We start from the raw sequence: 25763 nt of genomic DNA on the forward strand, positions 1-25763 counted from the left end.
GGCTTTTTTCAATTTATTCACCAACCGTTTAAATTATAATCAAACCACTATTTTTTGATTATAATTTAAACATTTGAGCGACATCACAGCAATAAGTTGGTAAAAACTCTCTATTAAACGTAAGATCAACAAGTCTGTTCTAATACAGACGTATTCTTAACTTTCTTTTATTCAATATGTAGTATTCAAATATGAACTCAAAAAAATCAATTATGATGGTTATGGTACTTGCAGTGGTAGGTGCCGTGTTATTTTTCTATTTTAATGTTTCACCTATTGTTAGCTTTCTAGTCGGTGTTGTCGCAACCACTCTTATTCTTTCTACTTCTTCGTCAACACAAGCAAGCTCTTCGAATAAAGAGACAGCTTCGACTCAAACGCTTTATGTCGGTAATCTACCTTATAAAGCAAATGAATCGAATGTTCGTCAAATTTTTTCCGAGTATGGTGAAGTGTTCGCTGTTCGTTTAATGAAAGACAAAAGAACGGGTAAGCGACGTGGTTTTGGTTTTGTTGTTGTTGCTGAAGCAGATACCGATAGCATTATCAATAACCTTAATGAAAAAGATTATATGCAACGTACTTTAAAGGTCCGTGTTGCTAATGATCCTAAACACCCGGAAGGGGAAATGTCCGAACTGGATTAAATCCAAATTCAGCCAATCCTAAGTTCAGTGCCACTCCTTCCCAAGGCGTGGCACTGCTGTATATAGAGTACCCACTTGTTGTTAATTCGCTATCTATTACATTTTGATTTAATAAGCGACTAACTCTTACCGCAATAGCTTCACCTGAATCGATTAACACTACATCCTTCCCTAAAACACCCTGCATCTCATATTTTAAAAGAGGGAAATGCGTACATCCAAGAACAGCCACATCAATTTGATTAATAAGCGGAGAAAGTATTTCTTTTAATTCATCGCAATTAACCGGATTACCTCTCAGTTTATCTTCCGCCATTGTAACAAGGCGAGTAGAACCAAGTAGATGAACTTTAGATTGCGGAGCAAACTCTTTAATTAAGTTATGAGTATAGTGACGATTGATGGTTGCTGGTGTAGCAATAAGGCCAATGGCTTTTGTTGAAATCATTGCCGCAGGCTTAATCGCAGGAACGACGCCAACAACTGGGATCTTAAGCTCTTGCCTTAGACGAGGTAGGACTATCGTGCTTGCCGTGTTACAGGCAATAACCACTAAATCTATATTATGTTCAGTCACCATTTTTCCGACCAAACGACTTACTCTCTCAAGTAATACCTCACTATCAAGCTCCCCATATGGATAGCCTTCATTATCAAATAAATAGATATAATTGAGATGGGGTAAATGTGCATAGATATTTTTAAAGACGGATAATCCGCCAACGCCAGAATCAAAAATCAGCACATTTTTTTCTGCTTGCATCCGCCTAACCATTACAAGTCAAATAAAGAGGGCCATCATACCGCTTTGTGATGTATTAAGAAATAACGGCTCGATAGCGTAAGTGGCAGTAACCCGATAAAGATTCAATGTCCAATTGGCTAAGCTGTAATTTCCCAGTAAAACAAGGAGCTTGAGTCACCAAAGTGTGGAACTCCCCATTCTCACCACACCAATCGACATTATCAGGAAGTTGACTAAGTAAGCTTGTGGTATACCACTGTCCACAAAATTCTGCTGGCAACATTTCATTTTGAGTCGTGACTAAAATGGTTTTTATACCGACATCTAAAATCTCTTTTGCCAGTTGATTACTTGGATCGCCTAATAAAGGAAAAATGCATTTCCAACCAGCCGGTTCAATATAACGGCGTCGATAATCGGCAATACCGTTATGGAACATGTCGCCAAAGGCAACGCAATCAAACTCTAGCTCACTCGATTTTAGTCCATTGACGATACATGCTTGATAAATTTCATTTGATGGAAAGACTTCCGGTAGTTCAATCTTGATCAATGGTAATCCCATTAATTGAGCTTGCATCTCGACCACTGAAATAGGAGTCACTTGGTAAGGAACCTGTTCACCCACAAACGATGTAAAAATGCCAACCACTTCATAAGTAGGATCCCGTAATAATCGAATTAAGCTTAAACATGAATCTTTTCCAGATGACCAACTGACCATGACTTTTTTCATATATTATTCATTTTTTTTCAGGCATCGGATAGCTTTTACTGATAAAAGGCGTTTCTTCTACCCCGTGCACCATATTGGTATAAGAAGCTAATGCATAAAATACATTGGTTATTAAATTTGCATAACGGAATAAAATATCATCTGGTGGTACACGCCTTCCCTCTTGATGAACCGCAACTAAAGCACGAACCGTTTTTTTTCCTAATGAGCGACATAAATGCAATTCAGATGCGACAGGATGTCCTCCCGGTAATACAAATCCTTTTTTACCACCATTCAAGATCTTTTTAATTCTTTCATAGTCTGCTTTTAATTCAATGAGTTCATCTTCAGTAATTGCTAATTTCCCCCTAACAGAACCATTTAGGTGATAAGTATTCGGCTGTAAACGAGATAAGACATCCTTTACTAATTCAGGGATCTGATCTTTACTTAATACCAAGCCAATTCGTGAACAGAGCTCATCGGTAATAATTTCATAATCACAGCGATGACTTTCTTCATAAATAAATGGATAGCATAATTCATCAATATCTTTACCTACTGGTTTCATTTTAGTCTCCAACAAAAAACCACCACCTTTAATTTTGTATTTAGTCTTAAAGATGGCGGTATATTTTTATTATTTAAAATTGATAAGCTGCGTTTAAGTAAAACTCTCTCTCTGCACTATTATAATTCGCTTTTGATACATAACTTTTATTGAATAAGTTTGTTACCTTTACTCTTAAGGTTAACTGGTCTGTCACAAAATAACTGGTACCTAAATCGACTAAAGTATAAGCCTCTACTTTTTGGGTGTTATTAGCATCCGAATATGATTGACCATAATAAATAGCCGTCATATCTAATTGCCATATATCTGCTGTGTATCCTACATTCCACTTAGCACTATGTTTTGAGCGATATATTAGTTGTTTTCCTGTTTTTTTATCTTCTGAATCTAAGTAGTCGTAGCTGATATCATGGAATAAAGCCCAAGTATGAAACTCCGTACCAATTTCAATACCTTGCAAGGTTGCCTTATCTACATTAGAAGGCATCCAATTAGTTCCCGTTGAATCTGTGGGGTCAGGGGCCCAAGCAATAAGGTTGTTCAATTTGTTATGATACCCATTAAAATACCAATTAATGGGTTGATAATCGCCTCGGATACCAAGTTCATAACTGGTAGATTCCTCTGGTTTTAAATTTGGATTACCGCCTCCTGGATAGTATAAATCATTAAAAGTAGGTGCACGGAAAGCAGTACCAACATTTGTTGAGAGAGTAAGATTCGATGTTAATTCATAAGCTACACCGGCTTGCCATGTATTATTTCGCCCATAGCTATCATTATCATCTGTCCGAATGCTACCATCAAATAACCAATCTGCAATTTTCAAAGATGAAGTCCCATAAATCGCTTTATTATCTCGCTCATCTTTAGTATATGAAGAACTGCTATTGTCAACATTATCTCGGTACCACTCCACCCCTCCCCCAACCCCCCAGTTACCATTAATTTGATAATGGTTAAACCAATTAACAGAGATACGGTCAGACTTTATAGTACTTACCGGTGTATTATCATCCCCGGTGTCTAATTTATCCTGGTTTTGTGCAACCGTTAATTCACTAAAATAATCTTGATTGGTATATTCCGTTTTCCCTGCAATGCTATATTGTCGAGCTTTAGATTTAGCATTAGGATTATTGACATACTGCCCTGTACTAAAATCTGTATACCCATTATCAAAATCGCTTTCGCCATTATCAAAATCGCTTTCGCCATTATGCAGTAAACCTTGTAGGCTTATTTTCCAGTGATTATCTAAGTGAGTACCAATCTCAATATAGCTGTTTTGGTTACTATAACTATCAGAATCTTGATCAGCTGGTTCTGTCATAGCAGAAAAACCATCAGCACCATTAACATCAGTCGCAACCTTAATCCAAGCCCCATCATCATTGATGCCTTGAGCCGAAGCACCAAGTTGATGGTACCCATGACTCCCTATCCCAGTTGTCACTTGAGCAGAATTACCCTGTCCTTCAATCGAAGTGATAATATTAAGCACACCACCAATTGCATCAGAACCATACTGAGCAGCACGTGAACCGCGAATCAATTCAATTTTTGAAATAGCAGTCAATGGAACTTGACTAAAATCAGCGCCACCAGCTGTCGCACTATTAATACGCACACCATTTAATAAAATGAGTATTTGGTTAGACGCTGAACCTCTTAAATATACGGACGTAATCTGTCCTGGACCACCTGATGAAATAACTTTAACCCCGGGTAACCGCTGTAAAACATCCGCGATAGTATTGGCTTGCATCGCTTCAATTTCATTTTTTGTTACGATAGATATAGGAGTGATAACATTTTTTAACGGCTGAGCCATACGCCTCGCCGTCACCACCATAGTTTCAGAGTTGGCTTTATTTGTAGAAAAAACTGCCTCAGCAGCATATGAAAAAGATAGAGGGGTGCACAGCGACATAATAGACGCTGCTAAAAGTGTTTTTTTCATTTATTATAAATCCTAAAACGCGAGAAACATTGCGAGCATTTGCTCCGTTGCTGGCAGGTCTTCGGACTTAAAGCTCGGTATTGCTACCACCTACTCCTTTCCACTTCCCATCTTGCTTTGTTCAAGCTAAAACAGTGTCTCGGTTAATCATTAACCTTGAAAGTTTCGTTCTTCACACCGCTGCGCGTCAGTTCTGGATTTACACCAAATTCCCTTTTCAGCCTTCCTTATTCAATAAAATCAAATACAGAGGTCACCAGCAAAGCCGATCCTAAAGTGCTATGATCGGCTTGTCTACACTATTATTAAGAGCAATGAATGATGTATTTCTCATTTATTCAGGTCAGCAATGATTTATAGCCAATACTGGACATCTTTGCTGCAATAGATAAAATCTGCGCTCCTTGTTCCAATCTCTATTTAAAGAACATCAAAAGGCTTATTTATGGCAACTGAAAACAGCAGTGCGGATCGCTATGCGCAACAACTAACCAACAAACTGCAACGTCTAGACGAGATGTTTTGTGAGTTTACCACGCCAGAAATCGAAGTCTTTGAATCACCAGAACAACACTACCGCATGCGTGCTGAATTTCGCGTATGGCATGAGGGTGAAGACATGTATTACATCATGTTTAACCAAGAAACTCGTGAAAAATACCGTGTTGATCAATTCCCAACGGCTAGCCGCCTTATTAATGATTTAATGCCACTGCTATTAGATGCAATGAAGCCGAATCACAGCTTGCGCCATAAACTGTTTCAAGTGGATTTTTTGTCTACATTAAGTGGTGAGATTTTAGTTTCGCTGTTATACCACCGCCAACTCGATGAAGAATGGAAGCAACAAGCACAAGCCTTAAAGCAACGCCTTAACGATGAAGGATTTAACCTAGATTTAATTGGTCGCGCTCGTAAAATGAAAATCGTCATGGATCGCGAATATGTGATAGAAAAACTGCAAGTCAACGGTAAGCCTTATATCTATCAACAGGTTGAAAATAGCTTCACTCAACCTAACGGCATTGCGGCGCAGAAAATGTTGGAATGGGCGGTCGATTGCACTCAAGACAGCCAAGGTGATTTACTTGAACTCTATTGTGGTAACGGGAATTTCTCCCTTGCTTTGGCGCAAAACTTTAATCGAGTACTCGCGACGGAATTAGCAAAACCATCCGTAGATTCAGCGCAATACAACATCAAAGCAAACAACATTGATAACGTACAAATTATTCGCATGTCGGCAGAGGATTTTACGGACGCAATGGAAGGTAAACGAGAATTTCGTCGTTTGAAAGATAATGGCATTGATTTAAACAGTTATCACTGCAACACCATTTTTGTCGATCCGCCTCGTTCGGGCATGGATGACGGCACCTGTAAAATGGTACAAGGTTATGAACGTATTATGTATATTTCATGTAACCCTGAAACCCTGAAAGATAACTTGGCCATTTTAACGCAGACTCACAATATCACGCGCTTTGCTTTGTTTGATCAATTTCCTTACACCCATCACATGGAGGTTGGTGTATTTTTAGAGTGTAAATAATCACTCATAATGAACAATAACATCGACTTTACAGCTTACCTAAAGTCGGTGTTTTCATCACTACCCTCAAATTTAAGCAAAATATTAACGACCAGATTGACGGTACTTTCTCTTTGTTAACATTGCACCTTTCGACAGCATCTTTAACTGTAAAATCATTCGTTCAGATAAAGCATTTCTATCTTCCACATTGAGATCCAACGCTTCAGCTCCCGAAGTAAAAACAATGGTGACCGCCGCTTCCGCTTGAATAGCCGCAAATTCACGCTCCAAACCCGTTCTCATGAAATATTCCGTTAATTCGGCGCCAAAATGATGCACCTCACGCGCGACAGCGGTTCTAAATTCTGCCGATGTCCCAGAACGCTCACGCAACAATAAACGAAAGATATTTGGATTGTGTTCGATAAACTCCATAAAAGTATGCACCGAGGTCCGGATTAAACTTCCTTCAGCAACAATGCGTTGACGAGCTTGGCGCATAAGTTGACGTAATAACAAACCGCCCTCATCCACCATAACCAACCCTAATTCATCCATATCTTTAAAATGACGATAAAAGGAAGTGGGTGCAATCCCAGCTTCTCTTGATACTTCTCGTAGGCTTAAATTAGAAAAACCTCGATCAGCACTCAATTGACCAAACGCCGCATCAATTAGGGAGCGGCGTGTTTTTTCTTTCTGTTGAGCTCGAATACCCATAATGCCATCTACTTATTTTAACGTGCGGAACCCAAAAACCATCAAGACAATATACCGACAAATAGAGCCCTCAACCACTTCCATAACAACATTTCATTTTCAATACAACGAAATGGAGATAAACACCTCTTATCTTTGTGATCCCCCCGATGTGTTTTCATGTGGATCATTTACCCATAAAATGAATAGGTTAATATAGTGAAAATATTATGTTGTGAAATATAACAAGGGTAAAGCATGAAGGATTTAACACACTTTGATGTCATCGTCATTGGGAGCGGTCCAGGTGGAGAAGGGGCAGCGATGGGGTTGGCCAAGGCTGGGTTAAACGTAGCCATAATAGAAAAAGAAAACAGTGTTGGGGGTGGTTGTACTCATTGGGGCACCATACCTTCCAAAGCACTGCGTCATGCCGTTAGCCGTATTATTGAATTCAATAGTAATCCTTTATTTTGCAAAAATAACACCAGTTTAACTGCATCATTTTCAGATATTTTGGATCATGCCAAAATTGTTATTGATAAACAAACTCGGTTGCGCCAAGGATTTTACGATCGAAATGAATGCACCTTAATTTTTGGCAAAGCCCGATTTACTGGCTCAAATTCAGTTTCTGTCGCTCAAGTAGACGGATCATCTGAACACTACAGTGCAGATAAATTTGTTATCGCAACAGGCTCTCGTCCTTATCAACCTGATGATATCGATTTTAACCATCCACGCATTTACAACAGCGATACCGTCTTAAATCTGCAACACGATCCACGCCATATTATTATTTATGGGGCGGGTGTGATCGGCTGTGAATATGCCTCTATTTTCCGAGGTCTTGGTGTTAAAACCGATCTGATCAACACTCGCGATCGTTTATTAGCCTTCTTAGATAATGAAACCTCCGATGCTTTGTCTTATCACTTCTGGAACAGCGGTGTAGTGATCCGCAATGATGAAACTTATCAAAAAGTTGAAGGCACAGCAGACGGTGTGATCGTCCATATGCAGTCAGGCAAAAAAATGAAAGCCGATTGTTTGTTATACGCCAATGGCCGCACAGGTAATACCGATACGTTAGATCTACCAGAAGTAGGATTAACACCTGATTCACGCGGTCAACTTTCGGTGAACAAGCATTATCAAACTAATGTTGAGCACGTTTATGCCGTCGGCGATGTTATTGGTTATCCAAGCCTTGCCAGCGCCGCTTATGATCAAGGTCGTTTTGTTGCACAAGCCATTGCAAAAGGTCAAGCCGATCAATTCTTAATTGAAGATATTCCTACCGGGATTTACACCATTCCAGAAATTAGCTCAGTCGGAAAAACAGAACAAGAACTGACAGCCACAAAAGTTCCGTATGAAGTCGGTCGCGCCTCTTTTAAACATTTGGCTCGTGCGCAAATTTCGGGTAAAGACGTGGGTAGTTTGAAAATTTTATTTCACCGAGAAACTAAGGCTATTTTAGGTATTCATTGCTTTGGTGAACGCGCGGCGGAAATTATTCACATCGGGCAAGCGATAATGGAACAAAAAGGAAACGCAAATACTATCGAGTATTTTGTGAATACCACATTTAACTATCCAACCATGGCAGAAGCCTTCCGGGTGGCGGCACTAAATGGTTTAAATCGGTTGTTTTAGACTTTCAATATAGATAAAGACAAACAAAAGGGAGCGAATTTAGCTCCCTTGTTTTTACCTGACCTTACTCATATTTACCTTAGCTTTAGTTTACCTTAACAAAGCTTTGCGATTTCCACTGTCGAATAAAGATAAAGGCTAACCCTGCACCACGCATGCCCATAAACATCACCATCGAAAACCATAACGCATGATTGCCCCAGCTGGCACTGCTATAATACAAAGCAAAAAAACTCAGCATCGCTACCAACATACTATTACGCATTTCTTTGCCTTTAGTCGCGCCAACAAAAATCCCATCAAGCAAAAAGCACCACATGGAAACAATCGGCATAATAATGAGCCAAGGTAAGTAAGTATTCGCTTGCAATTGAACACTATTAATATCAGTGATTAATCGAATTAAATCTTCACCAAAACACCAAAATAATAACGTTAAACCAAGGCTACAAAGTAGACCCCAGAATGACGTACCAATCAATGAATGTAAAAGTTGATCACGGCTTTTTGCCCCTACTGCCTTGCCCACCATCGCTTCCATCGCATAAGCAAAGCCATCCATGCCATAAGACACCATCATCAAAAAGCTCATTAATACCGCATTGGCGGCAACCACATCATCACCTAATGCTGCGCCTTGGAAAGTCATAAAACTGAAAACGGCTTGCAAACATAAAGAACGTAAAAAGATATCGCTATTCAGTCTTAGCATTCGCCCCATATGGTGAGTAGCGGAGGGTAATAGTGACCATAGCGAGGGTAATTGTTGTTTTGTCCACGTTCGGGCGACAAAAAATAAACCGAGAGCCAAACCAGTGTAATCAGACAATACCGACGCCCAAGCGGCGCCCGCAACTTTCCAATCAAACACCAGCACAAATAATACATCTAGGACAATATTGGCGAGATTGATAACAATGACTAACCACATCGGAGACTTGGCATTTTGAGTGCCGAGCAACCAACCTAAAATAACAAAATTGGCTAAAGCTGCCGGTGCACTCCAAACACGAATCGAGAAATATTGCATACCATAATGCTTTACCTCTTCACTGGCTTGGCTAAAAGAGAAAATAAAATCGGCAAGTGGAGAATGGAGTAATAAAAACAAACTCGCCAGCAATAGTGCGACCAGCATTCCCTGTAACCATACCTTCGCTAATTTCTCAGGATTTTGCTCACCTTGTGCTTGTGCCGTTAAACCTGTGGTTGCCATTCGTAAAAAACCAAGCAACCAAAACGTCACACTGATCATGGTGCTACCCAAAGCGACGCCACCTAAATACCACGAACGATCCAGATGACCGATAACTGCCGCATCGACCAGACCAAGTAAAGGTACGGTAATATTAGAGAGCACCATAGGAATAGCGAGTACTAGCACCTGCTGGTGAATAGAGCGTTGCGATAAAATATGTTGGAGTTGTCTGAGCACGGAAACCTCTCTTGATGAGCGGCTAGTGTATACCAAGCAAAGCTTTATGTGGGCATAAAGATATCAAACCAAAAGAAAGAGATATGCCAAACCATGGAAGTCAGTGAACACTTACTTAGCGTGGACTCTTACCAACGGAAATACACTAATACTGGCGTTAAGCGATGTTTTAAAAACGGTAATCGAGACACCGTTCTTTGCCAAATTGTCCAGCGTTTACAATTATGATCCATTGGAGATCGAGCTTTAATTCGCACAATCCACGGTAACCAATTTAATACGCTCTTAGCTGGTTCAGCTAAACCATGAGAATAAATTTCGCAGCCCATTTTTCGCCCCCAATAAGATTGAGTTTTATCTCCGGCTAACACTATACAAGCTTGAGCATGAGTAAAATAACGCCCTAATTTTTGAATAAAATGAGCAACTTGATTACGTTGATGAGTAAGTAAAGCTTGCTCACATACAATTAAAATCGGCGCACTTTCAGGAATGGCTAATTGCTCTAACCATTCCATATCTGGCACAGATCCACATATCATTTTGTATCGTTCGCTATGATGAAATAACTTTTGTCGCCACAGTAAATTCTCATTTACATCCAGCTCAATCCAATGACAACGTCCATTATCAAGGCGATAAAAACGAGTATCGAGCCCAGCTCCAACATTAATGATCCAAGCATTAGGAAATCGTTCTAAAAATTGACGAACTTCGATATCGCATAATTGAGTTAATGTGGCGTGAAGTAATTGCTTTTGATCGACATCACCAGACAAACAAGCCTGCGATAACTGACAACGTTGGCAAGCTCGTGCGGCAATCGGATCATACACCAAGCCATTATCAATCAAACTTTCGCGACTGCGTAACCATAATGGTTGCAATAAATTAGCAGGAACCTGATAAGGCGTAGTAAGAGAATCAAGCCCAGTAGGCTTAGGATGAGAAGATGAAACGGGCTGAGGGAAATTCATCAGTTAATCTCCTTAGTTGAGATTAACTGATGATAATAATTATCATTTGTATTAACAAGCTAAATAATCCATTCCTTTAGAGGAAATGATCACTTAAGCGATTAGTGTGGCCTTGCTCACACGATCAACGTACGAAATTACATCCACGTATTATTACGAATAATCCCAACGGCAATGCCTTCAATAGATAATTGTTGCTGAGTCAAATCGACTTCAATTGGACTAAATTCTTCATTTTCGGCATGTAATAAGACAATAGAACCTTTTCGCTCTAATCGCTTCACGGTCACATCATCATCGACACGCGCAACCACGACTTGGCCATCTCGAACATCTTGCGTTTTGTGTACGGCAAGTAAGTCACCATCCACAATGCCGATATCTTTCATACTCATGCCATGTACGCGCAGCAAGAAATCCGCTTGAGGTTTAAACATGCTCGGATCAACTTGATAATGACTTTCGACATGTTCTTGCGCCAGAATCGGCTCGCCAGCCGCCACTCGACCGATCAAAGGTAGCCCCTGTTCTTCAAGTAATTCAGCTTCTGTTTGAATAATACGAATACCACGCGAAGCACCCGGTATAATTTCAATAACATTTTTACGCGCTAAAGCTTTTAAGTGCTCTTCCGCGGCATTTGCAGAACGAAACCCAAGCTCACGAGCAATTTCTGCACGAGTTGGTGGCATTCCTGTGATGTCTATTTTCTCTTTAATCAGCTCAAAAATTTGTTGCTGTCGAGGGGTTAAGGGCTTCATACTCCACCTGTCTTTTTATACAGTTGACTGTGAGTATATACAGTGAAAAATAATAACGCCAGTGAAATCATAATTTTTTATTATTAGACAAATAGTTAACATTTTTTGTATACCGTATTGAATAACACAGCCTTTGATCAAAACAAGCCAAATGATCATGAAAAAGGTAGAATGACCGGATTGAATGCATGAGTAGTCTTCTTGATTGCTATTTTGGATGCGTATTAACTAAAATTATATCCAAGTAAAAGGGTATATATTCTGAGGCTCACTCTGCTATGTCTTATGGACACTTGATTTCTCGTTCACTTCTCAAGTTACCCCTTTCAGTAATGGTAAAAGGTAAAACCATACCAGCCAATCCAGTCGAAGAATTACAACTCGATTTATCCAAGCCCATTGTTTATGTCTTACCTTTTGATTCTGATATCGACTTAATCTCGTTGCAAACACAAGCAAAGACGTTAGGTTTGCCCAATCCGCTAACCCCGCTTGCGATTAACGGACAAGAATATGATCGCTTTGTTTTTATTACCGCTAAAGGGACATCAATCGGCGCAAAAAATATTTTACCTAAAAAATCGGTCTTATTATTTTCAGAACTATTAGCAAAACACCAAGAGGATGCCGAACTCGATATTCAAATTTTGCCTACGTCGGTATTATGGGGAAGAAAACCCGGTAAAGAAGGTCAAGAGAAACCTTATTTAGAAGCCATGAGTGCTTGCCAAAAAACCACAGTGTTGGTGTCTTCAGGCCGGGATTGTTTAATTCGATTTAGCCCGATTGTTTCGCTGCGTTATATGGCTGACAATCACGGTGTCGATGAAGTCATTGCTCATAAACTCGCCCGTGTTGCTCGAATTCACTTCTCTCGTCAAAAACTTGCCGCATCCGGTCCAAGCCTGCCACAACGCCAAGTTCTGTTTAATCGTTTATTAAAATCGCCAGCTATTCAGAAAGCGATCGATGATGAAGCTAAATCCAAGAAAATTTCACACGAAAAGGCCCAAAAACAAGCGCAAGATATTTTAGAAGAAATTGCCGCTGATTTTTCTTACTCATTAATTAAAGTGGGCGCTAAATTCTTAGGCTGGCTATGGAATAAGCTGTACCAAGGTTTGAATATCAACAATATGTCAGTGGTTAGAAAACTAGCCCAAGATGGCCACGAAATCATTTATGTTCCCTGCCATCGTAGCCATATGGATTACTTACTATTGTCTTATGTTTTACACCACGAAGGCATGGTACCCCCTCATATTGCCGCCGGTGTTAATCTAAATTTCTTCCCAGCAGGACCTATTTTTCGACGTGGCGGCGCTTTCTTTATTCGTCGAACCTTTAAAGGCAATAAACTTTACTCCACTATTTTCCGTGAGTATTTAGCTGAACTATTTACCAAAGGTTATTCGGTTGAATTTTTCTGCGAAGGCGGTCGTTCTCGTACCGGTCGTTTACTGCAAGCCAAAACTGGCATGCTCGCAATGACGATTCAAACCATGTTGCGCGGCTTAAATCGTCCCGTCACTTTAGTCCCTGTTTACATTGGCTATGAACACGTTATGGAGGTATCAACTTACGCCAAGGAGCTGACTGGAAAGCGTAAAGAAAAAGAAAATGCAGGTATGGTGCTGAAAACGATTCGTAAGCTGCGTAATTTTGGACAAGGTTATGTAAATTTTGGTGAACCCATTAACCTAAATCAGTACTTGAATGAACAAGTACCTGGTTGGTCAAGTAAAACTGAGAATGATCCGCAAGATTTATCTCAAAAACCACAATGGATGAATCCCGTGGTGAATAAACTTGCGAATAAAATGATGACCCATATTAATGATGCCGCGGCGACTAACGCTCTTACTTTATGTGCAACAGCATTGCTCGCGTCTAACCAAAGAGCCCTGTCTCGCAATAAACTGGAACAACAGGTTAATTGTTATATTTCACTTCTTACTCAAGTGCCATACACCGCGACATCAACCGTACCCAATGCCACTGCAGCCGAGTTAGTGGAACACGCTGAAAAATTGGGTAAATTTAAAGTAGAGCAAGACAGTAAAGGCGATATTATTTCACTTGATCGTCAGCAATCTATTTTGATGACATTTTATCGTAATAATATTATTCACCTGTTTGCTGTGCCGTCTTTAATCGCTCATCTAATCATTCAAAAAGAGCAGATCTCTCGTGTAGAATTGCAACAGGCAATTGGGCTGATTTATCCCTTCTTAAAAGCGGAATTATTCTTACATCACTCAGAACAAGAGTTAGAAAGTGCAGTCAATAAGTTGGTAGATGAATTATTGCGCCAACAATTAATTATTGAGACCAATGGGGAGCTATCGACCAATCCAACACAGGTGCAAACCTTAATATTATTATCGCGCACCATCGTCGAAACACTACAACGTTATGCAATTGCTCTCACTCAATTGGTTGCCATTCCCGATATTGATAAAACGAGTTTGGAGCAGCAGAGCCAAGATATCGCACAACGCTTAGGCAGACTACATGGCATCAACGCACCAGAGTTTTTCGATAAAGGCGTGTTCATTACTTTCTTCCAAACCTTAAAGCAACAAGGTTATATTGAGAGTACAAATGAGAATGACCAACACAAGACCAAAGATCTGGTTGATTTACTTGGCGAATTATTGTCTCCAGAAGTCTTGCTGACTTTACAAGAAAGCGTGTTGCATAAAATAAAGTAACGTTTTCAGATCTATAATAAAAAACCGCGTACCTTATATTGAAGGAACCAATATAAGGTACGCGGTTTTTTTTAAGATCGTCGTTTAAGACCGGTTACCACACGCTAATAACGATACCAACCGCTATGATCATTCCAACATAGTTATTATTCAAGAAAGCTTTAAAGCTGCCATCTCGACTACGATTTCGGATTAAACGTTGTTGATAAACAAACAAAACGGCAGCCACTAATATGCCCCAATAATAACTAGAGCCTAGTTCCATCCATGAACCCAATAGCATCAATAATAGTAACGTGCTCAATTGCAGTGCGCCAATAATCAACTTATCAAAGCGACCAAATAAAATTGCCGTCGATTTAACTCCAATCTTTAAATCATCATCACGATCGACCATCGCATATTGAGTGTCATAAGCAATGGTCCACATCACATTAACCATAAACAATAACCATACTTCCATCGGCAAATGCCCAGCTTCCGCCGCCCATGCCATAGGAATTGCCCAACTAAACGCCAAGCCTAAAAACAATTGCGGTACATTCGTAAAGCGCTTCATAAAAGGATAGATAAACGCTAATACGATACCAACTAAAGAAAGCTCAATGGTGAGCGCATTAATACTCAAAACTAATAAGAACGAAGCAATAACCAACACAAAAAACAATACTAATGCTTCTTTAGGGCTCACTAAACCCGATGGGATAGGACGGGCTTTGGTGCGCTTTACATGGCCATCATATTTTCGGTCAGCATAATCATTGATCACACAACCTGCCGAACGCATGAAAAATACACCTAAAACAAATACCACCAAAATATCCCATTGTGGCAAACCATCACTGGCAAGAAATAATGCCCATAATGTCGGCCACATTAACAATAATGAACCAATCGGTCGGTTCATTCGTGTTAGTTGCCAAAATGCGCGAACCTTAACTATGTTCATTTATAACGACATCCCTCTTACACAACATCCATTAACAATCATTTTTATTTCACTGAATTTATTCGATAAATCGGTGACCGTGGTAAAAATAACTCCGTCACAAGCATCGGCTTATCGTTCATCCATAAGCGAGAGCATCGGGCGGCCAAGTGCCCTAAATCGGTATCTAACATCCCTAAATGCAAACCGTTACGCTTCACTTCTTGAGCTTGAAATACGGTTAAACCTAGAGGAACAGTACCTTGTTTGGCTAAATCAAACTGGGCATCACTCAGGGACGAAATTGGGATCAACGTGCTTCCCAATAACCATGCCTCATCATCCGCCGCCAGAACAACTTCACGTAGCAGGCACGCTTCATCACCAATCATACAGCGTTGAAAATCCGTCAGTTGATCCGCTTCAATACGAATATTTTGCACCACATGCGCACTTAATTTTTGGCAATGTTGCAAAAACAAACGCGACAGCGATCCCTGTTCAAGTAGCCAACTCGAGTCCAATGAGGCGGAAAAATCGAAAGCATCGTCACGTTGCCAATCAATATCGTTTAAACTTTTAAAATTATGAGAATAATCTTGTTTTATCATAGCTAGTCAATTAATACGTTTTAATCAAAACCGAACCGTATTGTACCAAGTCGGTTAAATAGAAAATATGGGTAAGGCCAAGAATACGTCCTCACCATTATGTTTAAGCGCTTTTTTTAGGCTCAATGGCACCCAATAAACAACCGGCAAGTAAACCCGCAAAATGCGCACTGTTCGCAATGGCCATGACAGGTTGAATAAAGCCAAGCACCAACCAAACCAACATGAAAATCACCAAAGGACGTGGAACTGAAACACCTTTTTCAGGTAAACGCCAACCCACGACCCATAAATAGCCCATTAAAGCGTAGATAACTCCAGATAAACCACCAAAGTTAGCACCACCAACCCAGTACTGAGCGGCGCCCGATAAAGCAGCAGAGACTAAAAAGATCTGCAGTAATTTACCACTTCCCAATTTTTTCTCGATATCACCGCCAAATTGCCACCACCACAAAATATTAAACGCAATATGGGCAACTGAAAAATGTAAAAAGGCATGAGATACCCAGCGCCATATTTGCCATTCTTGCTTAGGATCAGCCGGAAAGTGTAACGCTTGAAAAATTTGCGTCCCTAACCCTAAAAATTGCAGCGCATAAATAACAACACAAATCACCATCACGCCCAAGGTCAACGGACCTGCCTTGGCTTTTACCATCGCCATAATACTTGGGGTGTGATAATTAAATTTCTGAGTGCGAGTATCCGCTACTTGCCAAGATGCCGCTTGATATTTTCGATCGTTAGGATTATCGAAGAACATCGACAACTCAGCCTCAACTTCGACTTGGTGTTCGGTTTCTTTTAACCACAAAGCAAACTGACCATTACCTTCTGGCAGCATTTGAATGGTAATTTGGCGAGAAGCCATATAATCAATAAAGGCTTGAGCAACACGGGGATTATTAATAGAAACCAAACGAATCATGCGACAACCTACTGCTAATAACGAATTTCGATACATCTATATTCTGAAATCAATTCTTTTGGCTTAAGCTTTAAGCCATTTTTTGCTGTGGTAAATCTGCTCGTTGCCAAGCCTCAAAACCACCATCAACACTATACACTTCTTCATAACCTTGATTCACTAAATATTGCGCCGCACCCTGACTACTCACGCCGTGATAACACATGACTAAAATGGGCTGATCAAACTCAACCTCTTCTAGCAAACCAACCATCGTATCATTCGTTAGATGTTGAGCCGGTAAAGCATGTGCAACTGCAAAAGACTGTGGATCACGAATATCAAATAACACAGTCGATTGGCTTGTTAATAACTGCTGCGCTTGCTCAACGCTAATATGCTGAAACTGGTCCATTTTTCTTCCTTTATATTGCAAATATTCAATCAATAATAACTGAATAGTGAATGTCGATACCCAAACTTATTGAAGTTTCAGTCACCTAGCCACCCAAGATACAGCCCCAAGTAATACAGGTACAGAAGTGCGATATGATAAAGCCCAACATGCATCAAAACCGGGCAGCAGTATAACGTATCCCACAGTAAACTTAGACAGAGAAAAAATGAGGATACTTTTTTGTTTACTTTATAATCAACTGTGGATAAAGCTGTGAATTACGTTGATAACGTGGTTTTTTAAATTTAGATCCACAACATGTAGTGAGGATCCTGATCTAAGTGTGGGTAAGCTTAAATTTACTCACATTTATAAAACCCGACATACCCTATATATTGTGTATCTTGATCTTAATCGACACATAAGTTCCCCACACATTTATCCACAGAAACCGATTCGATCTGATCTCTTTTTGGATCATTGATTTTGATCCAACAAAAAAGCCAAGATCAAATGATCTTGGCTCTTTAAAAATATTAACTCATACGATCCATTTAAAACAGATTAATAGTTAAAACTCACCGACTGCGGCTTTTAATTTCTTCATCGCATTTTTTTCTAGCTGGCGAATACGCTCAGCCGATACGCTGTAAGTTTCTGCTAATTCTTGTAGCGTTGATTTTTGATCTTCTAACCAACGAGAGCGAACAATATGCTGACTACGTTCATCTAGTGTTGCCATCGCATGACCTAAACGACCCGTAGTATGCTGCTCCCAGTTCTCAGCTTCAACACTTTCAGCCAGATCAGAATGTTTATCTTCAAGATACAATACTGGAGCGGTGTATGATGAAACGACATCGTCATCTTCTGATGGCGCTTCAAAAGTAGGATCTTGCGCCGCTAAGCGAGATTCCATTTCACGAACTTCTTTTGGTGAAACTCCAAGCTCTTTGGCGACCGTTTCTACTTCACCATTATTAAACCAACCTAAACGTTTTTTTGACTTACGCAGATTAAAAAATAATTTACGTTGTGCTTTAGTCGTTGCCACTTTGACGATACGCCAATTGCGCAATACATATTCATGGATTTCAGCTTTGATCCAATGAACTGCAAAAGAAACCAAGCGAACACCAACCTCAGGATTAAAACGTTTAACCGCCTTCATCAAGCCGATATTACCTTCTTGAACCAAATCCGCTAAAGGTAAACCATAACCAGAGTAACCACGAGCAACATGAACAACGAATCGTAGGTGAGATAAAATAAGACCTTTGGCAGCATCAATTTCATCGTGATAATGTAAGCGCTCAGCTAGGTCATGCTCTTCTTCAGCGCTCAGCATTGGGTAGCTGTTTGCCGTTCGGATGTAACTATCTAGACTATCTTTGGTGACAAAAGCCATTGGATATGCGTTAGACATTCTATTCCTCGTTTTCTCTCATTAATACAAAACTAGAGATTTACTTCGATTTAACCCATCTATTCTGGACCTAAACCTAACCAGCTTCAAGGGGGGATCTATTATTCATATTAAAAACTTTGAATGCAAGTCGATCAATCTAATAAATAAAAGCCAAGATAAAATATGTATGATCGGCTTAAAACATTCTGCGACGTACTACAAACAAAGGCTGTGAACACATCAGCTCCTCACGCGTAAATATCCATAAAATCGGCCTCTGAATTTCTTCAGAGGCCGCGAGTTTCTATACACATTAGAACGCTAAACTTTACACAGGTTCAATTTCTTTTAGATGTTTACGCGCTGACAAGTTGGCCGCGCCCCACCCTAATATTGAACCTATCATCAATAATAGAACACTTTCATCCCAACCTAAGCCCATCAGGCTGAAGTGACTATCGTATAACTCAGATAAACTATCCACTGCGCCGCTGACTAATAAGGTAACAAATACAGTAAGCACCCACGCAGTTACCGAGCCAATCAAGCCTAACCATAATCCCGTATACAGATAAGGACGCAAAATAAAGCGATCGGTTGCACCAATCAGCTTCATCACTTGAATTTCATCTTTATGGGCTAAGACATTAAAGCGTAGCGTATTGCCAACAATCAAGAATACCGACACCAACATTAAAACCGCAAACGAACATGACACAATATAAGCAAGGTGCTTAATCGCATCGAGTCGTGAGAACCAATCTTCATCCATACGAACATCAGTTACACCATTTTCACGCTGCAGTTTTTGCGCCATCGATTTCACAATATCAGTTTGTTGTGATTCACTCTTTGGTAAAATAACTAAAACGGGCGGTAATGCAGCATCACTCAACAAGGACATCGCTTGCTCTAAACCAGCAAAATGGCTGAGATCTTCTAATCCTTGTTGCGAAGAAATGTATTGTACCGATTGAACATCTGGCCAACTTTCGACTTCATCTTTTAATACCATTAAACGAGCTTCTGGTGTGCCTTCTTTAAAATAAACACTCACTTGAGAAGCACTACTCATATCTTGCGCTAAAGTGGCAATATTCTTACCGGCGGTATAAAAAATAGCCGGTAATGCCAATGACATCGCCACTACGGTAATGGTTAAAATTGTCCCCATTGGGCGCTGCATTAAGCTATTAAAAGATTCTTTGGCTTGTTTGATATGAGTTCTAAAAAAACCTTCAGATTTTGGCCTGGCTTTGTTAGTTTTGCCTTTATTCATCGCCTTAACGGACTTACTGACCATAACGATCAACCTCACTTAAGAAACCTTGATTCAATTCCAGACGACGATATTGAGGGCGGCTATTCACCAATTCCAGATCATGCGTAGCTAAAATAATAGAAACACCGGCACGGTTAAACTCTTCAAACAACCGCAACACTTGATGGGAAAGATCATGATCAAGGTTACCCGTTGGCTCATCGGCCAATAATAAACGTGGGCGATTTACGACCGCGCGAGCAATCCCAACGCGTTGCTGCTCACCACCAGATAACTGACGCGGTAAGCAAGGTGCTTTATCCAACATGCCGATCTTATCAAGAGCCGCTGAAACCCGACGTTTAATCTCATTTTCAGACGCACCTTCAATTCTCATTGGCATCGCCACGTTATCAAAGACAGTTCGATCCATTAAGAGCTTATGATCTTGGAAAATGATCCCGATATTACGGCGTAAAAAGGGAATATCTCCACTTTTAATTCGGCTAATATCATGATCATTAAATAAAATCTTACCATCACTTGGACGTTCAATCGCACAGATGAGCTTAAGTAAAGTGCTTTTCCCCGCTCCAGAATGACCTCCTAGAAACGCCATTTCACCTTTATGCAGTTCAAAGTTAACCTTTTGTAGTGCTTGATGCCCACCACGATATACTTTACTCACTTGTTGAAACTGGATCATTTATTTCCCTCAGTCACTGGCATGTCGTGCTTTCGATTCTTAGCAAGTATCTACGCTTCGCGGCTATTATTTTCCGACTAAACTATTCTTCTCGGCTAAACAATGCTTCAATAAAATCATGTGCATCGAATGGACGTAAATCATCAATACCTTCACCCACACCAATATAACGAATTGGAATTTTAAATTGATCGGCCAAGGCAAAAATCACTCCACCTTTTGCCGTACCATCCAGCTTCGTCAAATTAATTCCTGTCACTGGTGCAACATCGCTAAATAATTTCGCCTGGCTAATCGCATTTTGACCGGTTGCCGCATCTAGCGTTAACATCACTTCATGGGGGGCTGAATCGTCAATTTTCTTCATAACACGTACAATTTTTCGCAACTCTTCCATCAGATGACTTTTGTTTTGCAAACGACCAGCCGTATCGGCAATCACCACATCAACTCCGCGAGCACGCGCCGCTTCAATTGCATCGTAAATAACAGAAGCACTGTCTGCGCCGGTATGTTGCGCGATAACTGGAACATCATTGCGTTGTCCCCATACTTGCAGCTGTTCGACTGCGGCCGCGCGAAAAGTATCTCCCGCCGCTAATATGACGGATTGACCTTGAGACTGAAACTGCTTAGCTAGTTTACCAATGGTGGTGGTTTTACCTACACCATTTACACCAACCATTAAAATTACATACGGCTTCTTGCTTGTATCAATTTCTAATGGCTGCTGAACTTCGGCTAAAATATCGGCCATTTCTTGTTTTAAGATACCGTATAAGGCTTCACCGTCTTTCAAATCTTGGCGGGATGCTTTTTCGGTAAGGCTAGCAATTATTTTACTGGTGGTGTTCATGCCAACGTCAGCAATTAATAATTGTTCTTCTAATTCTTCAAATAAATCTTCATCGATTTTTTTATCTTTGAATAAGCCAAAGAAACCGGCGCCAATATTTTGTTTCGTACGTTGCAAACTGCGCTTTAAGCGAGCAAAAAAGCTTTCTGTTGGTTTCACTTGCTCTTGAACTCGACTGCTCTCCAGCTCTTTCGCTTCATGATCATTCGACTCTATAGAAACAGGTTCAGCATCTTGTAAGATCGACTCTGCTGGCTCAAGATCAGTATCCGGTTCGCCTTCTTGTTGAGATTCCGATTCTCCCTCTGATTCAGTCTGTACATCTTGAGCTAAAGAATCGGGTTCTAATGAGGATTGCTCATCAATTTTCGGTTCTGATGATTCATTCGTTTCTGATTCGACTACTGCATTTTTTTTATCTTCTTCATCGTCAAAACCTAACCATGAAAGTAAACCGCGTTTCTTTTTACCTGTCATCGGGAAATCCTAGCGCTCATCTATATAAAAGTGATGAAATAATATGGAAAAGCTATCATTCATAGCCATTGGTTTAATAATAACAAACTACGGTCTGTTTATCTTTAATACTCTTTGATAACCATCTTGTTAATTGAAGCAGTATCTCAAGGTTATTTCGGTATATACTATCATTTATTCTATGGTCAAAAAAATCTATCTGTAATGAGAAAAACAATGGTCAAACGTAACACATCAAAACCCTCAACAAAAAAGTCAACTGGCGGTTTTGTACGTATTATTAGTGGCTTGTGGCGAGGCCGAAAGCTGCCAGTGTATGATGCTGAAGGATTACGTCCAACCACCGATAGAGTCAAAGAAACCCTGTTTAATTGGTTAGCTAGCGATATTCCCGACTCTCGTTGTTTAGATTTATTTGCAGGCTCTGGCGGACTTGGTTTTGAAGCCGCATCACGACAAGCCTCTCACGTTACTATGTTGGAGCTTAATAAATTAGCCAAACAACAATTAAGCAAAAATGTCATCGATCTCAAAGCAAGTAATATTGATGTATTACAACAAGATGCCCTGTTATTTTTACAACAATCAGGAGAACCTTACGATGTGGTTTTCATTGATCCGCCTTTTCGCCAGGACTTATTAGACAAAACGATCGAATTATTAGCTGAAAACAACTGGCTCAGCACTGAAGCTCTTATTTATATCGAAACCGAAAAAGAATTAAAGTTGCCATCCTTACCACAAGATTGGCAGTTACATCGCGAGAAAACAGCAGGGCAAGTTTGCTATCGCCTTTATCAACGTAATGTAGAGTAAATTATGAAAACTATATTCACTCTTTTGGCTAAGTTATTCATGTTGGTCGTGTGGGCAGTCTTTATTACTAATTTCATTCGACCTTTCCCCGGCATTACTCACATAGCATTAAACGTAATGGCAATATTTACCATTTTTATGCATGGTCTACAAAGCTTACTATTTTCTGGTGACGCCTTAGGAAAAGATGTGCAACTAACACGTAGGGAAAAAATATCGATCTTTATTTTTGGCACTTTTGCGCTGATCGATATTAAAAATAAATATTTAAAATAATTGGGGATTATCTAAAAGCACTTTTGCTTCACTCCATTTCTATCCCAACGTCCTTTTAACATCGTAATTTTGCTAAACCAAAAACAATAAAGCCATATCCAGTCTCGATACGGCTTTATAAATGTTCGGTTGTAAATAACGCTACTCTAGAAATTTCTTTAATCCATCTAAGAACATTTGAGTCGACATCATAACTAACAACAATCCCATCAAACGTTCTATGGCTTTCAGGCCTTTCTCCCCTAATACACTATGGAAAAAGCTGTAGAACATCAAAATAGCCGATGTCGCCACCCAAGCCAATAATACCGCCAAAGACCAATCCAACATTTGCTCAGGCGCTTTACTCGATAACAACAACAACGATGCGATCACTGACGGTCCAGCAATCATAGGAACCGCTAGAGGCACAAAGAAAGGTTCTTCACCTGCCGCTAAGCCGACCACACCTCCGGGTTGTGGAAAAATCATTCTTATCGCAATAATGAATAAAATCAATCCGCCAGAAATGCTCAAGGTTTCTTGTTGAACATGTAAAAATCCTAAAATAGATTTTCCAGCAAATAAGAACAGCAACAAAATACCCAATGCAAACAATAACTCTCGCACCAGGACTTTTCGGCGTCGTTTAGGATCCAAATGTTTTAAAATCGACAGTACCACAGGTAAATTGCCCAATGGATCCATAATTAAAAATAACATTACTGCGGCAGAGATGATTTCCATTGTTCTCCTTAAAGCATCACATCAGACAGACAAATACATACAACTAAATCATACCCATTAAAAAATAATCGAACTGGTAATTAACGTTTGAGAAGCAAAATATGCCACTAAGAATAAATAGTTAGAATATCGAAAAGAGCTCTTAAAATGGTGTATGACCCAAATCAAAGCAGAGAGCGCGAGAAACAGACTGCCGATAAACCCAGTAAAATGAGACCACGTATGGTGCAGCTTCCACACTTCACCCGCAGCCCAAGATAATTGCCATACAATAATGCCAATCACCGCGGCAGGAATGACAAAACCATCGAAGAGAGGAAGTAACAAAAAGAATAAGATAATAGAGAAAGCTAACAAAATAACAGGTACCACCCAACTCACCTTATCGACTTGGATCCAAAACATCACGCTATAACAAAGAGATACCAAAGCAAAACAGATCAACTGCCCTCTTTTATTCTGATTACCCGACACTTCTCTTATTTGTGCAAACACAGACAAAGCTAAGCCACATAGTAATGCGAAATAAGATAAAGAATGAGGCGTCGTGGTAAAGAAGAAGACAGATAAGATCAAGGCCATTAAGGAGGCAGGTTTTAAGAATTTTAGAGCCATAGAAGATTCTGTCTTAATACAGATACACATGAATATCGTCAATACACCCATCGTTAACCAATAACTCATGTGACCTCCAAGCTGAAAAATAATGAACTTAGTGTAAAGAGACACCTTTAGAAGGTAAAGATTAAAAACAATTCAATCCAAACATGGGCCTACTTCGCTGTAAAACCATCATAGAATGCTTTATGGAACTAAAGCTAACAAAATCAAGTATAAAATAAACACTGCAAATAAAGAGGTTAAATTAAATTAATAAAAAACAATTACTTATAAAAAATAAATCTATAATAGTGAACCATAAAAAACAGAATAATAAAATTTAAACTTAAAAATAAGACTCAAATACACAAGTTAAGTATGAAAAATGGATGAACATGTACACAAAAACAACAAGCCAAAAAACAAAACTGAAAAAATGTCAGATAACACCACCTAAATGGCCCTACCACCAAAATGAATCAATATAAAATAGACAATAATAACAACTAAAAAAAATACAAATTAAACCAATAAAAAACAATAACTTAAAAAATTAAAACACATACTATAAATGAAACTTATCATTCCACATTAAAATCAATAACCGATGAATGACTTAATATAGATAAAACCATGACATTAAACTTATATTTTTAAGCCTTTATCAAATAGATCTATACCAACATCCTTTTTATTGGTATAGTTGTTTTAAATCCAACCAACCAAAGGAATTCACACAATGACAACATCACAAAAACAAGGATTAGTAATGATCGCAATAATGGTTGGTTTAATGACATTACCGATGATTTCTTAATCTGACAGACAAACAAAAAGGACGCTCTCAAGCGTCCTTTTGTTTATCTGGCATTCGGATACCTCATCAACGAGGCAAATGCGGCTCAATAACGTCCCAATGAATGTTATAAAATACAATGGCGCCTATCGTCATCGCTAAAACCAAAATAATCGCCACTCCCCAAATAAATCGCCCGCTTCTCGGGGTTAACTCTTTCTCGCATTCAAGGCACATGCGCTCAAAAGCAATAGGATCGTCTAATTGATAGTCATCGTCATGGACAACTTTTTGACGAATATCGGCAACGTGATGTATTTTCTTAATAATCGAATGGGGTAAGCGTTGCTCGCAGCTTTGAACTAATTCAATCAATCCTTGGCCTTGAGCATAGTACTTCTCTCTAAGTAGACGCTCTAAACGCCGAGTACAAGAAACTACTTTTTCAATATCAGACACCGCCCCCTCCTTATTCGCTTACTCATTCACCATTAACAGTCTAAATAGCTTACTGCAAAGTAATGCCAACAGATGAAAATATCTTATTAAAAACAACCTAGATCACGAAT

General features: G+C 39.6%; 25 protein-coding genes and 1 riboswitch. Of the genes, 6 read left to right on the forward strand and 19 right to left on the reverse strand.

All coding sequences use genetic code 11. The features are described from left to right. Positions 1–191 precede the first annotated feature (191 nt). Positions 192–647 carry an RNA recognition motif domain-containing protein gene (locus FH976_RS05315; protein ID WP_190332071.1) on the forward strand — a complete coding sequence of 152 codons (456 nt, stop codon included), beginning with the start codon at positions 192–194 and terminating at the stop codon, positions 645–647. On the opposite strand, the gene murI is transcribed toward FH976_RS05315, so the two are convergent. The 4 genes from murI to FH976_RS05335 form a co-directional block, all read right to left on the reverse strand. Further along, positions 610–1410 carry a glutamate racemase gene (gene murI, locus FH976_RS05320; protein ID WP_407701630.1) on the reverse strand — a complete coding sequence of 267 codons (801 nt, stop codon included), beginning with the start codon at positions 1408–1410 and terminating at the stop codon, positions 610–612. The genes FH976_RS05315 and murI overlap by 38 nt on opposite strands. 55 nt (positions 1411–1465) lie before the next feature. Then, positions 1466–2128: a Dph6-related ATP pyrophosphatase gene (locus FH976_RS05325; protein ID WP_194089874.1), complete on the reverse strand. Its 663-nt coding sequence runs from the start codon at positions 2126–2128 to the stop codon at positions 1466–1468. A 7-nt stretch (positions 2129–2135) separates the two neighbouring features. Further along, a complete protein-coding gene (locus FH976_RS05330; RefSeq protein ID WP_194089875.1) occupies positions 2136–2681 on the reverse strand; it encodes an ATP:cob(I)alamin adenosyltransferase in 546 nt (181 codons plus the stop codon). Between the two features lie 73 nt (positions 2682–2754). After that, on the reverse strand, positions 2755–4647 hold the full coding sequence (locus tag FH976_RS05335; protein WP_194089876.1) for a TonB-dependent receptor domain-containing protein: 1893 nt from the start codon (positions 4645–4647) through the stop codon (positions 2755–2757). 35 nt (positions 4648–4682) lie between these two features. Then, positions 4683–4923, reverse strand: a riboswitch (cobalamin riboswitch). Between the two features lie 169 nt (positions 4924–5092). On the opposite strand from FH976_RS05335, the gene trmA reads away from it, so the two are divergent. Further along, positions 5093–6199 carry a tRNA (uridine(54)-C5)-methyltransferase TrmA gene (gene trmA / locus FH976_RS05340; protein ID WP_194089877.1) on the forward strand — a complete coding sequence of 369 codons (1107 nt, stop codon included), beginning with the start codon at positions 5093–5095 and terminating at the stop codon, positions 6197–6199. 84 nt (positions 6200–6283) lie between these two features. Here trmA and fabR read toward each other — a convergent pair whose 3' ends face one another. Then, a complete protein-coding gene (fabR, locus tag FH976_RS05345) occupies positions 6284–6901 on the reverse strand; it encodes an HTH-type transcriptional repressor FabR (RefSeq protein WP_194089878.1) in 618 nt (205 codons plus the stop codon). A gap of 237 nt (positions 6902–7138) precedes the next feature. Between fabR and sthA the strand changes: the two genes are divergently transcribed. After that, entirely contained in the window at positions 7139–8539 is a 1401-nt protein-coding gene (sthA, locus tag FH976_RS05350; RefSeq protein ID WP_194089879.1) for a Si-specific NAD(P)(+) transhydrogenase, read from the forward strand. Between the two features lie 85 nt (positions 8540–8624). Here sthA and dinF read toward each other — a convergent pair whose 3' ends face one another. From dinF to lexA, 3 genes are all read right to left on the reverse strand, one after another. Beyond that, entirely contained in the window at positions 8625–9974 is a 1350-nt protein-coding gene (gene dinF, locus FH976_RS05355) for an MATE family efflux transporter DinF (RefSeq protein WP_194089880.1), read from the reverse strand. A gap of 128 nt (positions 9975–10102) precedes the next feature. After that, positions 10103–10951 (reverse strand): class I SAM-dependent methyltransferase, encoded by an 849-nt coding sequence (locus tag FH976_RS05360; RefSeq protein ID WP_194089881.1) that lies wholly within the window; start codon positions 10949–10951, stop codon positions 10103–10105. 137 nt (positions 10952–11088) lie between these two features. Further along, positions 11089–11712 (reverse strand): transcriptional repressor LexA, encoded by a 624-nt coding sequence (gene lexA / locus FH976_RS05365; protein ID WP_194089882.1) that lies wholly within the window; start codon positions 11710–11712, stop codon positions 11089–11091. A gap of 278 nt (positions 11713–11990) precedes the next feature. On the opposite strand from lexA, the gene plsB reads away from it, so the two are divergent. Then, positions 11991–14426: a glycerol-3-phosphate 1-O-acyltransferase PlsB gene (gene plsB, locus FH976_RS05370; RefSeq protein WP_194089883.1), complete on the forward strand. Its 2436-nt coding sequence runs from the start codon at positions 11991–11993 to the stop codon at positions 14424–14426. A 94-nt stretch (positions 14427–14520) separates the two neighbouring features. On the opposite strand, the gene ubiA is transcribed toward plsB, so the two are convergent. From ubiA to ftsY, 8 genes are all read right to left on the reverse strand, one after another. Next, on the reverse strand, positions 14521–15375 hold the full coding sequence (gene ubiA / locus FH976_RS05375) for a 4-hydroxybenzoate octaprenyltransferase (protein ID WP_194089884.1): 855 nt from the start codon (positions 15373–15375) through the stop codon (positions 14521–14523). A gap of 44 nt (positions 15376–15419) precedes the next feature. After that, positions 15420–15965: a chorismate lyase gene (locus tag FH976_RS05380; protein WP_194089885.1), complete on the reverse strand. Its 546-nt coding sequence runs from the start codon at positions 15963–15965 to the stop codon at positions 15420–15422. Between the two features lie 103 nt (positions 15966–16068). Further along, positions 16069–16896 (reverse strand): rhomboid family intramembrane serine protease GlpG, encoded by an 828-nt coding sequence (gene glpG, locus FH976_RS05385; RefSeq protein WP_194089886.1) that lies wholly within the window; start codon positions 16894–16896, stop codon positions 16069–16071. A gap of 70 nt (positions 16897–16966) precedes the next feature. Next, positions 16967–17290, reverse strand: a complete 324-nt coding sequence (gene glpE / locus FH976_RS05390; protein ID WP_194089887.1) for a thiosulfate sulfurtransferase GlpE — start codon at positions 17288–17290, stop codon at positions 16967–16969. Positions 17291–17843: 553 nt separating this feature from the next. Next, complete coding sequence (gene rpoH, locus FH976_RS05395; protein WP_194089888.1) at positions 17844–18698, reverse strand: RNA polymerase sigma factor RpoH; 855 nt, start codon at positions 18696–18698, stop codon at positions 17844–17846. A gap of 310 nt (positions 18699–19008) precedes the next feature. Next, positions 19009–19983, reverse strand: coding sequence for a permease-like cell division protein FtsX (gene ftsX / locus FH976_RS05400; RefSeq protein WP_194089945.1), 975 nt, complete (start codon positions 19981–19983; stop codon positions 19009–19011). Further along, entirely contained in the window at positions 19973–20647 is a 675-nt protein-coding gene (gene ftsE, locus FH976_RS05405; RefSeq protein ID WP_190332055.1) for a cell division ATP-binding protein FtsE, read from the reverse strand. The genes ftsX and ftsE overlap by 11 nt, the downstream gene beginning before the upstream one ends. 82 nt (positions 20648–20729) lie before the next feature. Continuing rightward, a complete protein-coding gene (gene ftsY, locus FH976_RS05410; protein WP_194089889.1) occupies positions 20730–21980 on the reverse strand; it encodes a signal recognition particle-docking protein FtsY in 1251 nt (416 codons plus the stop codon). Positions 21981–22196: 216 nt separating this feature from the next. Here ftsY and rsmD point away from each other — a divergent pair, with 216 nt between their 5' ends. After that, positions 22197–22796 carry a 16S rRNA (guanine(966)-N(2))-methyltransferase RsmD gene (rsmD, locus tag FH976_RS05415; protein WP_194089890.1) on the forward strand — a complete coding sequence of 200 codons (600 nt, stop codon included), beginning with the start codon at positions 22197–22199 and terminating at the stop codon, positions 22794–22796. Positions 22797–22799: 3 nt separating this feature from the next. After that, the gene (locus FH976_RS05420) at positions 22800–23072 is read left to right on the forward strand and encodes a DUF1145 domain-containing protein (RefSeq protein WP_194089891.1); all 273 of its coding nucleotides are present in this window, start codon (positions 22800–22802) and stop codon (positions 23070–23072) included. Positions 23073–23213: 141 nt separating this feature from the next. Here the strand turns inward: FH976_RS05420 and FH976_RS05425 are convergent, their stop codons facing one another. The 3 genes from FH976_RS05425 to FH976_RS05435 form a co-directional block, all read right to left on the reverse strand. After that, complete coding sequence (locus tag FH976_RS05425; RefSeq protein ID WP_194089892.1) at positions 23214–23798, reverse strand: YhgN family NAAT transporter; 585 nt, start codon at positions 23796–23798, stop codon at positions 23214–23216. A 57-nt stretch (positions 23799–23855) separates the two neighbouring features. Beyond that, positions 23856–24482 carry a lysoplasmalogenase gene (locus FH976_RS05430; protein ID WP_194089893.1) on the reverse strand — a complete coding sequence of 209 codons (627 nt, stop codon included), beginning with the start codon at positions 24480–24482 and terminating at the stop codon, positions 23856–23858. A gap of 799 nt (positions 24483–25281) precedes the next feature. Beyond that, a complete protein-coding gene (locus tag FH976_RS05435) occupies positions 25282–25653 on the reverse strand; it encodes a DUF4145 domain-containing protein (RefSeq protein WP_194089894.1) in 372 nt (123 codons plus the stop codon). Positions 25654–25763: the final 110 nt, after the last annotated feature.

The sequence above is a fragment of the Vibrio hibernica genome (genome assembly GCF_015223435.1).
In the GTDB taxonomy this organism is placed as follows: Bacteria; Pseudomonadota; Gammaproteobacteria; order Enterobacterales; family Vibrionaceae; genus Vibrio; species Vibrio hibernica.